The organism is Chryseobacterium sp. 2987 (assembly GCF_031456375.1).
GTDB lineage: Bacteria > Bacteroidota > Bacteroidia > Flavobacteriales > Weeksellaceae > Chryseobacterium > Chryseobacterium vaccae.
Window position 1 is genome coordinate 137,394 of record NZ_JAVDUN010000004.1, and the last position, 18,171, is coordinate 155,564.

18 protein-coding genes are annotated in these 18,171 nt (G+C 36.9%); 6 read left to right on the forward strand and 12 right to left on the reverse strand.

The window, feature by feature from the left end:
- Positions 1–72 precede the first annotated feature (72 nt).
- Complete coding sequence (locus J2Y40_RS13350) at positions 73–1,332, forward strand: putative DNA modification/repair radical SAM protein (RefSeq protein ID WP_153395501.1); 1,260 nt, start codon at positions 73–75, stop codon at positions 1,330–1,332.
- 36 nt (positions 1,333–1,368) lie between these two features.
- Here J2Y40_RS13350 and J2Y40_RS24010 read toward each other — a convergent pair whose 3' ends face one another.
- Positions 1,369–1,767 carry a helix-turn-helix domain-containing protein gene (locus J2Y40_RS24010; RefSeq protein WP_153399876.1) on the reverse strand — a complete coding sequence of 133 codons (399 nt, stop codon included), beginning with the start codon at positions 1,765–1,767 and terminating at the stop codon, positions 1,369–1,371.
- Positions 1,713–2,123: a hypothetical protein gene (locus J2Y40_RS13355; protein WP_153395503.1), complete on the reverse strand. Its 411-nt coding sequence runs from the start codon at positions 2,121–2,123 to the stop codon at positions 1,713–1,715. Before J2Y40_RS13355 ends, J2Y40_RS24010 begins: the two co-directional genes overlap by 55 nt.
- A 143-nt stretch (positions 2,124–2,266) precedes the next feature.
- Between J2Y40_RS13355 and J2Y40_RS13360 the strand changes: the two genes are divergently transcribed.
- Positions 2,267–3,025: a TIGR03915 family putative DNA repair protein gene (locus J2Y40_RS13360; protein WP_153395505.1), complete on the forward strand. Its 759-nt coding sequence runs from the start codon at positions 2,267–2,269 to the stop codon at positions 3,023–3,025.
- Positions 3,026–3,082: 57 nt separating this feature from the next.
- Here the strand turns inward: J2Y40_RS13360 and J2Y40_RS13365 are convergent, their stop codons facing one another.
- Positions 3,083–3,892: a DNA alkylation repair protein gene (locus J2Y40_RS13365; protein ID WP_153395507.1), complete on the reverse strand. Its 810-nt coding sequence runs from the start codon at positions 3,890–3,892 to the stop codon at positions 3,083–3,085.
- 95 nt (positions 3,893–3,987) lie between these two features.
- Between J2Y40_RS13365 and J2Y40_RS13370 the strand changes: the two genes are divergently transcribed.
- Together J2Y40_RS13370 and J2Y40_RS13375 are read left to right on the forward strand one after the other, a co-directional pair.
- Positions 3,988–4,347 carry a helix-turn-helix domain-containing protein gene (locus J2Y40_RS13370; RefSeq protein WP_153395509.1) on the forward strand — a complete coding sequence of 120 codons (360 nt, stop codon included), beginning with the start codon at positions 3,988–3,990 and terminating at the stop codon, positions 4,345–4,347.
- Between the two features lie 146 nt (positions 4,348–4,493).
- Positions 4,494–5,468, forward strand: a complete 975-nt coding sequence (locus tag J2Y40_RS13375; RefSeq protein ID WP_047097747.1) for a deoxyhypusine synthase family protein — start codon at positions 4,494–4,496, stop codon at positions 5,466–5,468.
- A gap of 372 nt (positions 5,469–5,840) precedes the next feature.
- Here the strand turns inward: J2Y40_RS13375 and J2Y40_RS13380 are convergent, their stop codons facing one another.
- Positions 5,841–5,987 carry a hypothetical protein gene (locus J2Y40_RS13380; protein ID WP_185151969.1) on the reverse strand — a complete coding sequence of 49 codons (147 nt, stop codon included), beginning with the start codon at positions 5,985–5,987 and terminating at the stop codon, positions 5,841–5,843.
- A 106-nt stretch (positions 5,988–6,093) separates the two neighbouring features.
- Here J2Y40_RS13380 and J2Y40_RS13385 point away from each other — a divergent pair, with 106 nt between their 5' ends.
- Entirely contained in the window at positions 6,094–6,390 is a 297-nt protein-coding gene (locus tag J2Y40_RS13385; RefSeq protein ID WP_309999428.1) for an MGMT family protein, read from the forward strand.
- A 379-nt stretch (positions 6,391–6,769) separates the two neighbouring features.
- Here the strand turns inward: J2Y40_RS13385 and J2Y40_RS13390 are convergent, their stop codons facing one another.
- From J2Y40_RS13390 to htpG, 6 genes are all read right to left on the reverse strand, one after another.
- A complete protein-coding gene (locus tag J2Y40_RS13390; protein WP_153395513.1) occupies positions 6,770–7,171 on the reverse strand; it encodes a helix-turn-helix transcriptional regulator in 402 nt (133 codons plus the stop codon).
- A gap of 316 nt (positions 7,172–7,487) precedes the next feature.
- Complete coding sequence (locus tag J2Y40_RS13395) at positions 7,488–8,276, reverse strand: hypothetical protein (RefSeq protein ID WP_309999431.1); 789 nt, start codon at positions 8,274–8,276, stop codon at positions 7,488–7,490.
- 9 nt (positions 8,277–8,285) lie between these two features.
- Positions 8,286–8,642 (reverse strand): hypothetical protein, encoded by a 357-nt coding sequence (locus J2Y40_RS13400; protein ID WP_309999433.1) that lies wholly within the window; start codon positions 8,640–8,642, stop codon positions 8,286–8,288.
- 2 nt (positions 8,643–8,644) lie between these two features.
- Positions 8,645–9,205, reverse strand: a complete 561-nt coding sequence (locus J2Y40_RS13405) for a LemA family protein (RefSeq protein WP_153395517.1) — start codon at positions 9,203–9,205, stop codon at positions 8,645–8,647.
- Positions 9,206–9,218: 13 nt separating this feature from the next.
- Positions 9,219–10,304 carry a hypothetical protein gene (locus tag J2Y40_RS13410; RefSeq protein ID WP_153395519.1) on the reverse strand — a complete coding sequence of 362 codons (1,086 nt, stop codon included), beginning with the start codon at positions 10,302–10,304 and terminating at the stop codon, positions 9,219–9,221.
- 410 nt (positions 10,305–10,714) lie between these two features.
- Positions 10,715–12,607, reverse strand: a complete 1,893-nt coding sequence (gene htpG, locus J2Y40_RS13415) for a molecular chaperone HtpG (RefSeq protein WP_153399878.1) — start codon at positions 12,605–12,607, stop codon at positions 10,715–10,717.
- 156 nt (positions 12,608–12,763) lie between these two features.
- On the opposite strand from htpG, the gene J2Y40_RS13420 reads away from it, so the two are divergent.
- Positions 12,764–15,658 carry a S9 family peptidase gene (locus J2Y40_RS13420; protein WP_153395521.1) on the forward strand — a complete coding sequence of 965 codons (2,895 nt, stop codon included), beginning with the start codon at positions 12,764–12,766 and terminating at the stop codon, positions 15,656–15,658.
- A gap of 62 nt (positions 15,659–15,720) precedes the next feature.
- Here the strand turns inward: J2Y40_RS13420 and recA are convergent, their stop codons facing one another.
- Together recA and J2Y40_RS13430 are read right to left on the reverse strand one after the other, a co-directional pair.
- On the reverse strand, positions 15,721–16,725 hold the full coding sequence (gene recA, locus J2Y40_RS13425; protein ID WP_153395523.1) for a recombinase RecA: 1,005 nt from the start codon (positions 16,723–16,725) through the stop codon (positions 15,721–15,723).
- A gap of 190 nt (positions 16,726–16,915) precedes the next feature.
- Positions 16,916–18,112: an oxygenase MpaB family protein gene (locus J2Y40_RS13430; RefSeq protein WP_309999435.1), complete on the reverse strand. Its 1,197-nt coding sequence runs from the start codon at positions 18,110–18,112 to the stop codon at positions 16,916–16,918.
- Positions 18,113–18,171 lie beyond the last annotated feature (59 nt).

The following is an 18,171-nucleotide window of genomic DNA, read 5'->3' on the forward strand; positions in this document are numbered from 1 at the left end:
ATTGATATTTATCAATTTTGGAACTAAATTTGAACAAAATTCAGATACAAATTATAACACCTCTTCAAAAATATGAACTTTGAACGCCTGAAAGAAAAACTTGAAATCCTTGCCGATGCCGCGAAATACGACGTTTCCTGCTCATCCAGCGGAGGAACAAGAAAAAATAAAAAAGGCGCTTTGGGCGACAGCTCCGTAAGCGGAATCTGCCATACCTATACTGAAGACGGACGATGTGTTTCCCTGCTCAAAATTCTGCTGACGAATCATTGTATCTACGACTGCGCTTACTGTGTATCCCGAAGTTCCAATGATATTAAAAGAGCTGCTTTCACCGTGGAAGAAGTGGTTGATCTTACCATCAATTTTTACCGCAGAAATTATATTGAAGGACTGTTCCTAAGTTCCGGGATTTTCAAAAATGCAGATACCACCATGGAACGCCTTGTGAGGGTAGCCAAAAAATTACGTCTGGAAGAAAATTTCAACGGATATATTCACTTGAAATCCATTCCCGGAGCAAGTGATGAACTGATGGAAGAAGCTGCCCTGTATGCAGACCGTCTTTCCGTTAATCTTGAAATTCCCACAGAAAGCGGACTAAAATTACTGGCACCGGAAAAGAACCGTCAGGATATGATCAGTCCGATGCGTTATATTCAGAAAGGTATTGATCAATACAAAGACGAAAAGAAAATTTTCAGAAAGGTCCCTAAATTTGCTCCAGCCGGACAGTCTACCCAAATGATTGTAGGAGCCACCAATGAAAATGACCTGCAAATTATAAAAGTTGCAGATCATTTTTACAGAAATTTCAACCTGAAAAGGGTTTATTATTCGGGGTATGTTCCTGTTCTGGAAGATAAAAGATTACCATCATTAACGACAGAAGTTCCTATGCTCCGTGAAAACAGATTGTACCAGTCGGATTGGCTGATGAGATTCTATGGTTTCAAAGCAGAGGAAATTTTAGATCCGAATATTCCTTTCCTTGATCTTGAGATTGACCCCAAATTAAGCTGGGCGCTCCGGCATCTGGACCAGTTCCCTATTAATCTTCAAACTGCCGATTATCAGATGATTTTAAGGATTCCCGGAATTGGAGTAAAAACCGCACAGAAAATTGTCAATGCAAGACGTTTCCAGGTTCTGACAATGGACCATCTGAAAAAGCTGGGCGCTGCTGTGAACCGGGCTAAATATTTCATCGACTTTAATGCGGGAAATGCTTATCTGAGATATCTTACGGATAAAAATTTCAGGAAATTGCTTACAGCAGGAAGCTCTTCCAAATTCCACAATCAATTTTCCCAGCAGCTGAGCTTGTTTTAGTTTTCCAAATACTCTTCTGCAAACTTCACCCAGTCTTCAATACTGCTGTCGAGGTAAATCTTTAATGAAATGAGCCTGATCATAGTATTGATTATGATAAGCAACTGCAGCCAGTGAATTTTCCGGTTTCAGGAAGTCATTTAAAACATTCCTGAATCTTAATGTTTTTAAATATGACTTGGGATTCTGCCCCAGCTGACTTTTAAACAACCGGAATAATGTTGCTTCACTTATTTTAAGTTCTCCGGAAAGATCATCAATATTTAAAGCTTTATGGCTATTAATCAGGATAAGGGCCTCTTCTATTTTCCCGGGAATATTATCTCTTAAGTTTTCACAAAGAAAATATTCCAGTTTTTCTGCTCTTTTGGGGAAATCAGTTATTTCGAAGATTTCTTCCAGAATGTTTTTGCCTGTGGGGAAAATATCATCAATACATGTTCAGATTGCATAAGATCATCATAGGATGCTCCGGTAAAGGCTCTTAAAGCAGAGGAATGGAAGACAATACAAACCTGGTCAAGTGAGGAATGGATATTGACGTGAAAAGGCATTTTATGAAATCTGTACAGCCTGCTGCTAAAAGTATTGCCGATTTCAATATCACAAAAGCTGGTTTCTGCCCCATACCTATACGAAACTTTGTTATGCTTATAGATCGCCAGACAAAGGTTGGTATTCGGAAAAGTAGTATATTCTAAAAACTCATGATCCGTCTTTTTGAAAAACAGAAAATACTGAATGTATTTCTTCAGGATCTCATTTTTAGGTTTTATGATAACTGAATTCATTGATTAGGTCTGAATTTTATGGTATCTTCGTACTGAACTTGAAACCGGATTCTGAAAGCCTAAATTTAAATAAACTTTCTTTTGTCTGAAAATTTTTAAAACCTGTTTAAGGATTCAGGATTAATTTAATCAACATTTTACTCATGATTACCCTTCTCTATGATGGAAGCTTTGACGGCCTTTTCACCGCAGTATTTGAAGTTTTTGAATACCGCTACAAAGATATAGAAATCATCAGCAGGGAAAATTTCAGACAGGAAAATATGTTTGCAGAAATTCATGAAGTGATCACACAGCATGAAAAAGCAGAAAGAGTACTGAATAAACTTGAAAAACAAATTGAGAAGCAAGGCATCCGGGAACTGCTGAAAGTTTATTTATCTGAAGATCCTGAACGTGAAAACCTCATTCTGTCAGCCGTTAAGCAATCCGTACAGCATCCGGAAGAAAATATTCTTCATAATTATGCGGATCAGGACATCCTGAAGATCTCAAAGATCAGTAAATCCGTAGGCCGGGAAAGCCACAGAATGACGGCATTTGTCCGGTTTGAAAAAATGCAGGATGGTGTTTTCTTTGCTAAGATAGATCCGGATTTCAACGTACTTCCTCTCATCAGAAAACATTTTACAGACCGTTATCAGGATCAGAAATGGATGATTTTCGACCTGCGGAGAAACTATGGTATTCTCTATGATCTTGAGACATCCGAATTCTTTTACCCTGAAGAACGATTAAATTTAAATCAGTACCAACAGCACTTCCATGACGAAGAAAAAAATTACCAGACGCTATGGCAGCGGTATTTTACTAAAACCAATATTACAGAAAGGAAAAATTTAAAACTTCATATTCAGCATGTCCCGAAAAGGTATTGGAAATATCTGACGGAGAAGGGATAATTTGAAGATTTGAAAATGGAATCATTTGAAAATTGGAGTCTATTAAGCTTAGATACTTTAAATTTTCTTTTTCCCGATCGTCCTCAATGCTTTTTTAACGATATAGGCTGTTTCTTTGGAAGGACTTTCTCTTAGCCATTCATCACAGATTTCCACTACAAATTCCGGCTGGGATTTGCTGGCATCGTTCAGCCAGTTTCCTACGCTGTCCTGTACATAACGGGAAGGATCTGACCTCAACGGTTCTAAAATCTGAAGCCCTGGGGTTGGACTTTGTTTTAATGCTTCAATATGAGCACACCATACTCCGCGAGGTCTTGTGGATTCACTGGCAAAACGTCTTACATTCGGATCTTCATGAGCGGTCCAGTCTGCGAGTATAGATAAGCTTTCTTCAAGTTCTGTTGCAATAGAAGGTCTTACAGCCATCCAGCAGATCTCCCGGACCCCGAAATGTCCGTCTGCTGCAAAGTGTTGTATCTGATTCAGCTTTTCTTTTAAAGGTAAAGCATCATTCCGTCCTATCATGTAGGCAGCCCAGCATCTTACCAGATCGGAAATATGACCGGAAATAACAGTCAGAAATTCTTCATCATTATTTTTCAGGGTTTCAATAAGAACTCCTGTTCCAATAGCTTCATTTATAGTATTAACAGTCTGCTTTTTTAATCCATCAATTCGTTTCAGAACAGAACTCAGATATTCTGAACGTTTATTTTGTATCAACAGATTCTCTAATAACCTTCTTTGATCTACAGCCAGCCATTCCGTAAGGTTTACTGTTTCGGTTTCTCCGTGGTTCAGCTGTTCTAGGATCGTAGGTGGAATATCTTTTATTGAACGGGCTCCTTTTCGTTTTTCGATCATCCTATTTTAATTATTAACTTTACAAAAGTCTGAAACTATCTTAATATAAGCAATACCGCATATTTTCTGCCCATAGGGATAAAAAAGTCAATATTATGAAAACAAAGGAGAAAACGGAGGAAAATAAAATCTGTCCATTGGAAGTTGCTGTCAATACCATCAGTGGAAAATGGAAAATTCCTATCGTCTGGCAGATTAATGAAGGGAAAAAACGGCCGAGTGAATTTCTGCGCGGCATTGCCAAAGTGGACCGGCGGGTATTGAATCAACAGCTCAGCGAAATGGTTACTGACGGAATTTTAATGAAAGAATCTTTTAACGAGCTTCCTCCCAGAGTTGAATACAGGCTGACAGAGCTGGGTGAAAAACTGGTTGAAATCCTGTGGCAGCTGAATGACTGGGGAAAATTGCTAATCCCGGAAGAGGAAATAATTTCCCGAAGATCTCCCAGATAACACAGATCTTTATATACATTCTGTATTAGTATTTATTAATGGCTGTTTTTTAACAAATGATAAAAAAAGACTGCTCAATAAGACTTTCTTAAAGTGCTTAAGCCCCCATTCCATTTTTAAGTTTTATCTTTGCAAAAAATTAAAAAATGAGCAAACCGATAACTGAATTCATAGAAAAGTATTACCTGCACTTCAACGCAGCTGCATTGGTGGATGCTTCTAAAGGATATGTTGCCCATCTTAAAGATGGCGGAAAAATGATGATTACTTTGGCAGGAGCAATGTCTACTGCTGAATTGGGAAAGATTCTTGCTGAAATGATCCGTCAGGGCAAAGTAGACTTTATTTCTTGTACAGGAGCGAACCTTGAAGAAGATTTAATGAATCTTGTGGCACACTCTCATTACGAAAGAGTTCCTCATTACAGAGATTTAACGGCTCAGGATGAATGGGATCTTTTAGAAAGAGGTCTGAACAGAGTTACAGATACCTGCATCCCTGAAGAAGAGGCTTTCAGAAGGTTACAAAAACATATTGTAGAGATCTGGAAAGATGCAGAAGCTAAAGGAGAAAGATATTTCCCGCATGAGTTTATGTACAAAATGATCCTTTCAGGTGTATTGGAGCAGTATTATGAAATTCCAAGAGAAAACTCATGGATGATTGCTGCTGCAGAAGCTAATCTGCCGATTGTAGTTCCGGGATGGGAAGATTCTACAATGGGTAACATCTTTGCTTCTTACTGTATCAAAGGAGAGCTTAAAGCGACTACAATGAAATCAGGTATTGAATATATGACATATCTTGCTGACTGGTATACTAAAAATTCAGGTGGAAAAGGAGTTGGATTCTTCCAGATTGGTGGAGGTATTGCAGGAGATTTCCCTATCTGCGTAGTGCCTATGCTGTATCAGGATATGGAAATGCATGACATTCCGTTCTGGTCTTATTTCTGCCAGATTTCTGATTCTACAACGTCTTACGGTTCTTATTCAGGAGCGGTTCCAAATGAGAAAATCACTTGGGGTAAACTTGATATTACTACACCGAAATTTATCGTTGAAAGTGATGCTACGATCTGTGCACCATTGATGTTCTCTTACATCTTAGAAAACGCATAAGAATAAAATTCTCACCAGAGATTATAATATCAGCGCTTCAATTTTTGGAGCGCTTTTTTGATGTTTTTTTAAGTCTCGTAGATCAAGCAGATTGTTTTGATTGTTTTGTTGGGTTTACGCAAAGACACTATTTTTTTACTTGCTTCATGGGTATAAGGGCGCAAAGATTTTATCTCCGATAAAATTTGATGCTGTATAACCTGCTGAAAATATCAGATTTTCTAGCGCCTTAAAAACAACATAATAATAAAAAATCCTTGCGGCCTTGCGTAAACCCAACAGAAAATCCTGAACCATCCGCATGGTCTGCGAGCCTATATTTCAATCCCATTGGTGTCTGTAAAAATCTGTGTATTCTGTGGGAAAATAAAATCAATCCAAAGAATTCACCAGTACAAAATAACGATACGCCAGAATTCCTTTCTCTATTTGGGTCAGTTTGGCAGGATCCTTCTTACTCAGCTTCGGAAGAACCTTTTTATTGATGGCATTCAACAGCCGGAAAAATGATTTTTTCATATCTTTATCTTTACAATGAAACATCATTGGGTACAGAAGAGTTCAAAAATGATGCAAAAGCTGTGATATCAATACAGTACATTTTCAAACAGATAAAAAAGAACATATGGACGAGATTTTCAAACAACAGGTATATGAAGTTTCAAGACTTATTCCCAAAGGAAGAGTTTCTACCTATGGAGCTATCGCAAAAGCGGTCGGCTATCCTAATCATTCGCGTCATGTAGGAAAAGCAATGGGAGGCTGTCCGGAAGATGTGCCTGCTCACCGTGTTATTTCAAGTTCGGGCGTGTTATCTGTTCCTGAATTTCAACCTAAACTGGAAGCTGAGGGAATTACTGTAAAAAATCTTAGAATAAAGAATTTTAAAAAGCTCTTCTGGGATCCAATGAATGAATTATAAATACCTGATTATAAAATTATTTAACTTCAGTTCGGGATAAGAATATCTGATAGATGTAGGTTTGAAGCTGGATGAGGGAAGTTATGAAAGTCATTAAGAGCAAATATTGATCTGTTTTTATTTAATTTTCTGGAGGTTTTCAATATATATAACTAAAATTAACTTCCAGCCTCCTTTTTCCATCTTCCTGCCTTTTACATTTAAACTCCTTAACCCGAACTCACGTTATTTAATTTTTTTTTGCAGGACAATATATAAAAATACCCAAAAACATCCGTGAAATTTGCGGGATCTGTGGGAAATTCATTTAAGCACATAAAAAATGTCACTCATATCATGGATACAAGTGACACAAATATTTTTACAGTCTAAAACCGTATTATTTCTTAATTCTTGAAGGACTTTGAGAGCCTTTCAATTCTTCCTTCAGCCTTTCGTTTTCTTCCTTCAGTAACGTAATATAAGCTTGCAGGTTTTCAATAATAGCTCCAGGAATATTATCATAATTATTCTGGTTAGTAATTACTCCCGCGGAAGAAGATCTATCATTAAATACCGGATGATCATTATTAACAATTATTTTAGAATCTTCTTCTTCATAAATTTCCTCAATCGGAACCTCTAGAAAACGGGCAATTTTGTCCCATTCATCAGGGATGATTCTTACATCACCACTTTCTTTTCTGCTGTAGTTAGATACATCCGTTGCAATAAAATCAGCTACCTGTTGCTGCGTGTAGCCTTTTTGTTTTCTGATAAGACGTAATTTTTCTTTTTGCATGTCCGACATTTTATACAAAAATGGCAAAAAAGCACAATGTATACAACAGAAAATATAAAAAAATGCGATTGCCCTTCTTGTATTTTAGAATCACCAGAATCGATGAAATAAAAAATGAACGCGGATATTTACGTTTTATACTAAACCTTATCGTTTTTTGAAACCTATAAAGTTTGTAAGATTTTTATTTATACTAATTTTTAAAAGAAAAATATTATAAATAAATTTAAAATCACTTTAAATAATGATTTTATTATTTAAAATCCCTGTATTCTTCGAGCTGAAAAATTCGTACAGATTAGAAAATATCTACACTTTATTTAGAAATCCGCTTTTTGAAATCTGAAAACCTATCTGATGGTTTGAATTTTCTTTCCCGGGTAAAAAGCATTTTCATATATCCAAAAAAAGAAGGAATAAGAATGGTAACAAAGAGGCTGCAGATTCCCAATGCCCAGAGTGGCATATCATCTCTCCTGCCTTGAAAATACTCCCAGATTACCCAGGACATCACTCCTAAAAAAAACAGCATCCCCGCCGGAAAAACAAAATAAATTACAAAGCCTAACCCTATACTGAAAACAATTGATGTATCCCAACCTAAGGAATAGAGAGTAATCCATGCCATGGCCAGACCGAGAACAAACAGGAAAAGGGCCACAATAAAAATAATAAGTTTTTGTGTTCCAAAGCTTAAATTAGCCACACTCTGATCTCCGTTTTTGTAACTGATGGTAATGGTTTTCCCAACTTCCACAGGGTGGCTGCTTCCATAGTTTAAAGGCTTTTTGATCAGCTGGTTTTTATCATTTTTAAACTCCACTACCGCTGTATAGGTATTGTCTCCGTCACTGGAATCCATTATTTCGTGGGCAACTACCCTAGCTTCATATTTCGGACCGAAAAAAAATTTAATAACGGGGGAAACGGCAATTGACACCAGCCCGAAAAACAGACTGGAAACTACGTAAACTACAATTCCCGGATAGATAAAAGAAATGATAGAAACCGGCTTTCCGTCATTTTTTAATTTCTTCTTTCTATAATTAAGCAGAAGGATAAAGGCTGTAAAAATAAGAGGTGCCCATATTATAAATTTTCCCATAGTCTTATTTTAAAGATTTTGTTTGTCCTTTAATTTGGAAGTGTCTTTTATAAAATTAATGGTTTCTTCTGTATTAAATAAGGTAAAAACGGTGACACATATAAGAATTGACAGATAAATCAAAGCTAATTTCAGTTTTTCAAAATCGGCAAAAGCAGAGAAGAATACAAAAGGGATCAACAGGATTATGGAAAGCCCGAAAGTGAGAATAATAAATCTCAGAATTTTTCTGATAAAGAAAATCTTTTTGAAAATACTGTATAATACAAACAGCCCTATAGTCAATACAGGAAAGCCGATGGCAAGACTTCCGAAAAATTGCCGGGAGTTAATAAAATCTCCAAAAATTCCTAAATCAATTTCCATAATTATAGTGTTGCAGGGTTATTTTGTTTTTCTGTATCAGAAAACTGAAGCATTTCTTTTTTCCGGTAGCTCATCATTTTCGCGAAAATACTATCAGGAAAAGTTTCAATTCCGGTATTGTAAAGATTCACAGATTCATTAAAAAAAATTCTTCGGGCAGCAATAATCTCTTCCAGGTCGCTTAATCTTTTCTGAAGTTCAAGATACGACTGGTTCGATTTTATTTCAGGATAATTTTCAATAATAAGCATCACTGATTTTAATTTTCCGTCCATCCGCTCTGCAGTCTTTATTTTTTCATGAACCTGATGGGCACCTAGATATTGAGAACGAAGAGTAACAAGCTCTTTAAGAACCGTGTTTTCATACAAGGAAGTCGCTTTTACAACACGTACAAGATTGGGGATTTCATCTGCACGCTGTTTCAGGATCACCTCTATATTGGCAAAAGCTTTTTGTGAATTGTTGTTCAGGATAACCAGCCTGTTGTAGGTGTTGATTAAAAAAGTAACCAGACCTACAATGACAATAATGATTATTAAAAGAGAAATAATAGAAATCATGGGCAGTCTGTTTTTAAGGATTAAAAATGTCTTTAAAAGGATTAGACTGTAAAGTTTCTTTCCAGTTTTTCTGCTCGAAAATAATTTTACTGCCATTTATTTTAACAGGAGTAAAAATAATAATGGTCGCCAGAATTGCAATGCAGGCCAGTGTAGTAAGCGCTCTTAGCTTTAAAGGTCTCCATTTATTGGCGAAATTAACAATGTCTAAAGGAGCAATTCCAAAAACTTTTCTGCCTTCATCAAAACGGAAAACAGAGTGTGAATCTTCATAAAAAACCTGCCCGATTAAAAGAAAAACTGTTTTTTCATCAATGATAAATTCCTGATACCGTCTGTTTCCGGTTTCCCGCGAATGGGCAGGTAAAAAACTGATCCATTCCAATTGATCGGGAATAACTTCTATCCTACCCGTTTCATCTTCCATATAAAATCTTTTGATCTTAGTTTCCCTTGAAATTTCGTGGTATGATGTAGAAGTTCTGCCATCATCGTCCCGCGTTGTGCGGATTTCGTCAACAGTATAAATATAGCCTACACATGAAGTGTCTGTATCCGGCGAGATAACCGGTTCAATAGCCTTTGCCTTCCCAGAAATCTCAGCAAGACCCATTGCTGCACTTTTTAGAGTGGAAGTTGGCAGAGTTCTCTGATAAAAATAAAAACGGTTCTTATTGTTGGGAAGAATAGAGCTTAAAATAATCAGAAAGAAAATAAAAAGGACAAAATAAACTCCGAAATAAAAAAAAGCAAGATAAGACAAAAGGATCAGAAAGCCACCGCCGACAATTTTCCATACAGGCTTATTCTTTCTTCTCTGTTCCCTGAAAGATTCGATGCCGGATTGAACGCCATGTGTAATCATTCCAATAATACCCAATACAAAAACAGAGAGAAATAGCCCGATAAATACAATTCCGGATTCTTTTTGGAAGAATAGAAATGCAACTCCTAAAATTGCAGGATCGATGAGAAACATAATCCATGACGGTCTCAGTTTTACATTAAAAATTCCCGATAAAATAAAAGTATGAAATAATGCAATCCCTAAACTAAACAGGAGCAGAAAAGGGAAAATTTCAGCAGGTATTTCAAACATGATCTGATGTTTTCACCAAATATAATGAACTCTTTTAAATCAAAGAAAAATTGAACATTAAAAGGTAGAAAAGTTTTAGAGGTTGTTTAAGTTTTTGCCACTGATGCACGAATGATTTTATTCATGTATTAGTGGCAATGATTTTTTAAACTACAAAAGTCTTTTACACTTTAGCCTCAATAGATCTAAAGCTTTATGCATAAAAAGGACTCATTAGTTTTTAGAAATCGCCGATTTCTATTAATCACAGAAGAAAAAATCTGTTCAATCTGCTGTATCAATGAGAGATTAAAAAAAATATCGGAGATAAAGTTTCTTAAAATATACATTTGTAAAATACCAGGTTCTCCAACATTCTAACCCCTTACAACAAAAAAAAGACTGCTTCAAATGAAACAGTCTCTTGTGTATTATTTTTCAAGTTGCTTATAGCTTCTCTGTATAAAATCTGTCAGTTCTTTTCCTTTCAGTAAGTTTTGTGATAGTTTGGCGAGATCCAGAGCATATTTGATCAGGTTTTCCTTTTCTTCAGCATTTTCCGTTTTTAAGATCTGACCGGATAGCTCACTGTTGGAATTCACCACCAGGTTATACATTTCCGGGAAACCACCCATTCCAAACATACCGCCTCCGCCTGTTGCCTGCATATCTTTCATTCTTCTCATGAATTCCGGCTGGGTGATGGTGAAAGGAGCATCAGTACTGTCAAGGTCTTCAAGCTGAACCGTGAATTTAGTATCTTTTACCGCTTCTTCAATATTGGTTTTTAAAGTTTCCTTTTCAGTTTCGTTTAGTTTAGAAATAACCGGTTCATCTTTTTTGATCAGGTTATTGATGTGGTCCGCATCCACTCTGGCAAAAGAAATTTTCTCTTTTGAGGTTTCCAGCTTCTGAATCACGTGAGGAATGATTGGAGAGTCCAGGAGAAGAACCTCATAGCCTTTATCTTTAGCAGATTGAATGTAGCTGTGCTGTTCGTCTGCATTGGTTGCATAAAGGATCACCAGCTTATCGTCTTTATCAGTCTGTGAAGGTTTGATCTTTTCAACCAACTCATCCCACAGGAAGTATTTTCCGTCTGTTGTAGGATATAATGTGAACTTATCTGCTTTCTCAGAGAATTTTTCTTCTGTAATGATCCCGTATTCGATAACGATTTTAATGTCATTCCATTTTTTCTCGTAATCTTCACGGTTTTCGTTGATCAGGGAAGCCATCTTATCAGCTACTTTTTTGGTGATGTAAGAAGAAATCTTTTTTACAGCACCGTCTGCCTGCAGGTAAGAACGGGAAACATTCAGCGGAATATCCGGAGAATCAATTACCCCTCTAAGAAGCATTAGGAAATCAGGAACAATCCCTTTTACTTCATCTGTTACGAAGACCTGATTTTGATATAATTGAATTTTATCTTTATCAATATTTAAATTATTGCTCAGTTTCGGGAAAAACAGAATTCCGGTAAGGTTGAAAGGATAATCAACATTCAGGTGAATATTGAATAAAGGTTCTTCAAACTGCATCGGATACAGCTCGTGATAGAACTTCATGTAATCCTCATTATTCAGTTCGCTTGGAGCAATTGTCCATGCCGGCACCGGATTGTTGATGATGTTGTCTACTTCTTCTGTTTCTGCCACGGCATCTTCAGGAGCATCCTCTGGTAATGGCAGCGTATGTGTTTTTGTTCCGAATTTAATAGGAACAGGCATAAATTTATTATACTTCAGTAACAGTTCACGGATTTTTCCTTCTTCCAGAAACTCTACAGAATCTTCTGCAATGTGAAGAATAATTTCCGTTCCTCTGTCTGTTTTATCCGTTGTTTCTTCAAGGGTAAATTCAGGGCTTCCGTCGCAAATCCATCTTACAGCAGGTTCATCTTTGTAAGATTTGGTAAGGATTTCCACTTTTTCAGCCACCATAAATGCAGAGTAGAATCCAAGTCCGAAATGTCCGATGATGCCTGAATCTTTCGCGGTATCTTTATATTTTTCCAAAAACTCTTCCGCTCCGGAAAAAGCCACCTGATTGATATATTTTTCAACCTCTTCTCCGGTCATCCCGATTCCCTGGTCGATGATGCGTACCGTTTTCTGGTCCTTATCGATCTTTACTTCAATTTTCGGATTTCCATATTCTACTTTAACTTCCCCGATACCTGTCAGGTGCTTTAATTTCAATGTAGCATCCGTTGCATTGGAGATCAGCTCTCTTAAGAATATTTCGTGGTCACTGTAAAGAAATTTTTTGATAAGCGGGAAAATATTTTCCACAGATACATTAATATTTCCTTTAGTCATCATATTTTTTGATTTTTATTTTCTACATCTTTCTCAAAAAAAATACCACAAGGCAGAATGTGACAGAATGACATTTTTCAGCTTATCATGAAACCAACGGAACATGTAGATTTGTCAAAGAAATAGCTTATTTTTAATCCTTAAAATTATTTAAAAATGAAGTTGAAATGTACAGTTTTCATTCTGTTCATCATGACCTGCTGGGCGTATGGACAGAAAAAAACCTTAGACCATTCTGTTTATGACAGCTGGCAAAATATGGGTGCGAGAAAAATCTCAAATGACGGAAAATGGATTGCTTATTCTGTAGATGTTCAGGAAGGAAACTCTAATCTTTTTTTATATTCGGTTAGAAATAAAGTTTCAAAGCAGTTTGCAAGAGCAGCCAAAGTGGATTTTACGAATGATTCCAGATTTGCTGTTTTTCAGATTCGTCCGTTGTATAAAGATATCAAAGCGGTAAAAGATAAAAAGCTTAAAAAAAATAAATTAACAAAAGATAGCCTTGCAATAGTTGATTTTTCAAGTGATAAAACGGAGAAAATCCCCAATGTAAAAAACTTCAAAATTCCTGAAAAATCCGGTTCTTATGTTGCCTATCTTCTGGAGGATGTCAAAGATAAATCTAATGATGTTTCTGGTAAAGAAGAGGAAGACGACAATAAAGAGGAAGATAAAAATGTAAAGCCATTGCAGCTGGTCGTTCGAAATCTTTTGAACGGAAAAAGTACAGCCTATGATAACGTTATCCGTTATGAATTCAGTAAAAATGGAACGCAGCTCGTTTTTGTGACTAAGAAACCGGAAGAAAAAGCCAGTAAGAACAAAAAAGAGGAAAAAGATTCAACAGATGAGAAATCTGTGGATAAGAAAGATACTGACAAATCAAAGCCAAAGAAATATGCACTTCAAACGGTACAGGTAATTGATCTGCAAAAGGAATCAGTGACTAAAATCTCAGAAATGGAAGGAGATTTTTCACAGTTGTCTTTTGATGAAAAAGGAAATCAGCTGGCGTTTGTAGGAACTTCTTCTGCACAGAATGATTTAGTGAAATCCTATCAGTTATATTACTTTAATTTTAAAGGAAATAAAAAGGAAACAGTAACCAATGAAAATGCCCATATGAAAAAGAATTGGGTCATTTCGGAAAACCGTCTGCCTATATTCAGCAAAAACGGGAAACAGCTGTATTTTGGGGTTGCTCCAAAACCAATTGCAAAAGATACTGCCATGATTGCGAATGATCATGCTGTTGTGGATATCTGGAATTACAGAGATGATTATCTGCAAACAGTACAGTTAAAGGAGTTGAAAGATGATCTGAAAAAATCTTATGCAGCAGTAATGCAGACAGAAAAACCGGATTTTTTCAGAAATATTGATGATGCAGATCTGGATACTTTACGATTGGTAAACGAAGGAAATGCTGAATATGCACTGGGAATTACCAGCTTGAATAACCGTATTGCTTCACAGTGGGAAGGCTCAACCAAGAAAACTTATTTCGTAATTGATCATAAAACAGGAGAAAGAACGGAAATCATCCGAAATCTGGACGGGTCGGTTGCCCTATCTCCGCTTGGAAAATTTATTGTGATTTTTGACAGTGAAAAAGGCAATTGGTTCAGTTATAATGTGAAAACCAAACAAACTCTGCCACTCACCAGCGGATTACCGGTTTCTTTCGTTGATGAGGAGTTTGATATGCCGGATTTTCCAAGTTCTTATGGTATCGCTTCCTGGACGGATAATGATGAATCTGTGATTATCAGAGATCGTTATGATCTTTGGGAGTTTTCCTTAAACGGTTCAAAAAAACCAAGAAATATCACCAATGGATTCGGACGTAAAAATAAAATAACATTTGATACATACGATCTGGATAAAGACATTAAAAGTTTAAACCGAAAGTCTTCTATCTATTTATCAGCATTTGACAATACATCCAAAGCGAACGGAATTTTTAAAACATCTGTTCAGTCGAACGCAGATCCTGTAAAAATTCAGATGGAAAATGTCTGGGGATATAGAAGCATTCAAAAAGCAAAAAATGCAGAAGAATATATTATCATAAAAGAATCCTACACTGATTCTCCGGATATTTTTGTCACAGCAAATTTCTCAGAACAGCAGAAACTGAGTAAAACCAATCCACAACAAAACCTTTATAATTGGGGTACAGACGAATTGGTACGCTGGACAACACCAAAAGGAAATACATCCACAGGAATTTTATACAAACCGGAAGATTTCAATCCGGATAAAAAATATCCTATGATCGTCTATTTCTATGAGAAACTTTCAGATAATCTGAACCGTTATGTAGCACCCGCTCCAACACCTTCCCGATTAAATATTTCTTATTTTGTGAGCAACGGATATCTGGTTTTCACTCCTGATATTTCATACACAGACGGCTTACCGGGAGAATCGGCGATGGAATACATTAATTCCGGGGTTGAAAAGCTGAAGCAAAATTCGTGGGTGGATGGTGCTAAAATAGGAATTCAGGGACAAAGCTGGGGAGGTTACCAGGTAGCCTATCTTATTGCTCATACCAATATGTATGCCGCTGCCTGGAGTGGTGCTCCTGTTGTCAACATGACGTCCGCCTACGGAGGAATCCGGTGGTCTTCAGGAATGAACAGACAGTTTCAGTATGAAAAGTCACAGAGCAGATTAGGGAAAAATCTATGGGAGGCACCGGAGCTCTATATTAAAAATTCACCGCTTTTTACCATTGATAAGGTGAAAACTCCGGTAGTTATTATGAGTAACGATAAAGATGGAGCTGTTCCATGGTATCAGGGAATTGAAATGTTTACCGCGTTACGCCGTCTCGGAAAACCGGTTTGGCTTCTGAATTATAATGGTGATGATCACAATCTGATAAAACGCCAGAACAGAAAAGATATCCAAATCCGCGAACAGCAGTTTTTTGATTATTATCTTAAAGGGGCTAAAGCTCCAATATGGATGACAAAAGGTATTCCAGCCACCCAAAAAGGAAAAGATTGGGGTTTTGATCTGACAGATGATAAGCCTTAATAAAAAAGAATCGGCGGAGCCCCTTGGGCTCCGCCGATTCTTTTTTAGATCTGTAAAAACAACTACTTTTTAGCAGTTATTTCTTCTTTGACTTTATTTTCTAATTCCTCAGCAAGTTCAGGATTATCTCTTAAAACATCCTTCACCGCATCACGTCCCTGTCCTAGTTTGGTTTCTTCGTAGCTGAACCATGAACCGCTCTTCTTCACGATTCCAAGATCTACTGCAGTATCAAGAATTTCTCCTGCTTTGGAAACTCCTTCTCCGTACATGATATCAAATTCGGCTTGTTTGAAAGGAGGCGCAACTTTATTTTTTACGATCTTCACTTTCACACGGCTTCCGATAGCTTCGTCTCCCTGTTTGATAGGTGCACTTGCTTTTCTGATATCGATTCTTACAGAAGCATAGAATTTAAGAGCGTTACCTCCGGTTGTTGTTTCAGGGTTTCCGAACATAACACCGATTTTTTCTCTCAACTGGTTGATGAAGATCACTGTACATTTCGTTCTTGAAATGGTAGCCGTTAATTTTCTCAATGCCTGAGACATCAACCTTGCGTGAAGACCCATTTTAGAATCTCCCATTTCACCTTCAATTTCTGCTTTTGGAGTAAGAGCTGCTACAGAGTCGATAACGACAATATCAATTGCTCCTGAACGGATCAGGTTATCTGCAATTTCTAAAGCCTGTTCTCCGTTGTCCGGCTGGGAAATGATCAGGTTTTCAAGATCGATACCCAGTTTCGCGGCGTATGTTCTGTCGAAAGCATGCTCGGCATCAATGAATGCGGCAATACCTCCGGCTTTCTGAGCTTCAGCAATAGCGTGAAGGGTTAAAGTGGTTTTACCTGAAGATTCAGGACCGTAAATTTCAATAATTCTTCCTCTCGGATAACCGCCAACGCCTAAAGCAATGTCCAGTCCTAAAGACCCCGAAGGAATTACTTCTATGGTGTTGTCTACGGAACTATCTCCCAAAGTCATTACTGTTCCTTTTCCGTATGTTTTATCTAGCTTGTCAAGCACTAATGCCAGTGCTTTTTTCTTATCATCAATGTTACTCATCGTCTTTAAAATAATTTCTCAAAAATACATAATTTAAATATCAAATGCTAATATTATTTAGGTTGAAAAATGGTTTTTAAAGTTAAAAAATAATAAAATTTACAGGATGATATTATGTATAACAAAAACGGCTTCAGAATATCTTCTTGAAATTTAAAAACACAGATATACATCTGATTTACAATTAATTTCAATGAAAATTCGAGTTCTTTGTAATGGCCAGATAATCTTCCAGGACTTTCATCTGGTCTTTATTTCCTTTGGCTATTCTGGCTTCCCGGCTTACAAGCTTATCATATATTTTATTGATAAATATCTTAGACCAGGGAAATAACTTCTTCCCCCAGACTTTAGGGATTTCCAGTCTTTTACATACTTCATCATCCAGCAGAAACCATGTGCAGCAGATGTGAAGATATCTCAGATTTTCCCGTTCCAATTTATACTTTAATATAGGATTTTCCAGCGATTCATTTAATAAAGAATGGGCCAGAAGAACAGAATCTTTATCGGAAGGAGGCTGTACAGAAGTCCAGAGATAGAAATATTCTGTTGCCTGCTTTTTATCGTCAGGAAGAAGATGTTCCGGAATTCCCAACAGGTATCCGGTATATTTCCAGAGATGGAAAATTCCCTGTTCTTCCTGTACGGAAAAAGTATTGCCTAATTTTTGAAGACTATGCAGGAAAACAAGACTGAAACCAATATAAGTAGCCATCATATCCCATGAGTTAATAGGTTCACCCCAGTTTTCCGTATCCCAATCTTTATAGTGCTTTTTTATGGAAAGCCTTGCATACGAATGAATCAGACGGGTTTTTATAGCAAACTCATATCCTTTTGCATGAATTTCCAAAGCATTGTACCGTGTAGCATTCACCCAAAAGTCCAGTGTTTCAGAGAGACGCTTAACGGCTCCCTTTTTCAGAGCTTCTGTAACAATCAGCGGTTTATTAAGATAAGCATAATCATACCCGCCGATCAGGCAGTAATCTCTCAGAGAAATAAGGGAATCCAGATTACTTCTCATGCAGAGTTCTGCGCCGGCTTTCAGGAGATCATGATCCAGCCATTCAGGAATATGCTGTGTCTGGGCAAACAGTTTTTTTACACTTTCAGGAACTTCATCTGTTTCAGAAACCCCTTTTCGGATGTATTGTTCAATTTCTCTGGAAGCTTCATGGAATTTTTTAGTAAAATAGACCTCCTTCACCAACTCATCTCCCACTTCATCTACATGATAAAAGTTGGGTGAGAATTTATCGAAATCTTTAAAACTTACTTTTGCTCCGGAAAATTCAACAAGTTGTTTTCCGTTACCTCTTTCCCAGAAATCTTTGAAATGAGGAGCGTCTTTAAAACGGGGCTGTATGATCATTTGTTCCATTACCGATTAAAAATACAAGTTTTACACCGAAATTCCTTTGTGAGATTTATCAGTCTGAT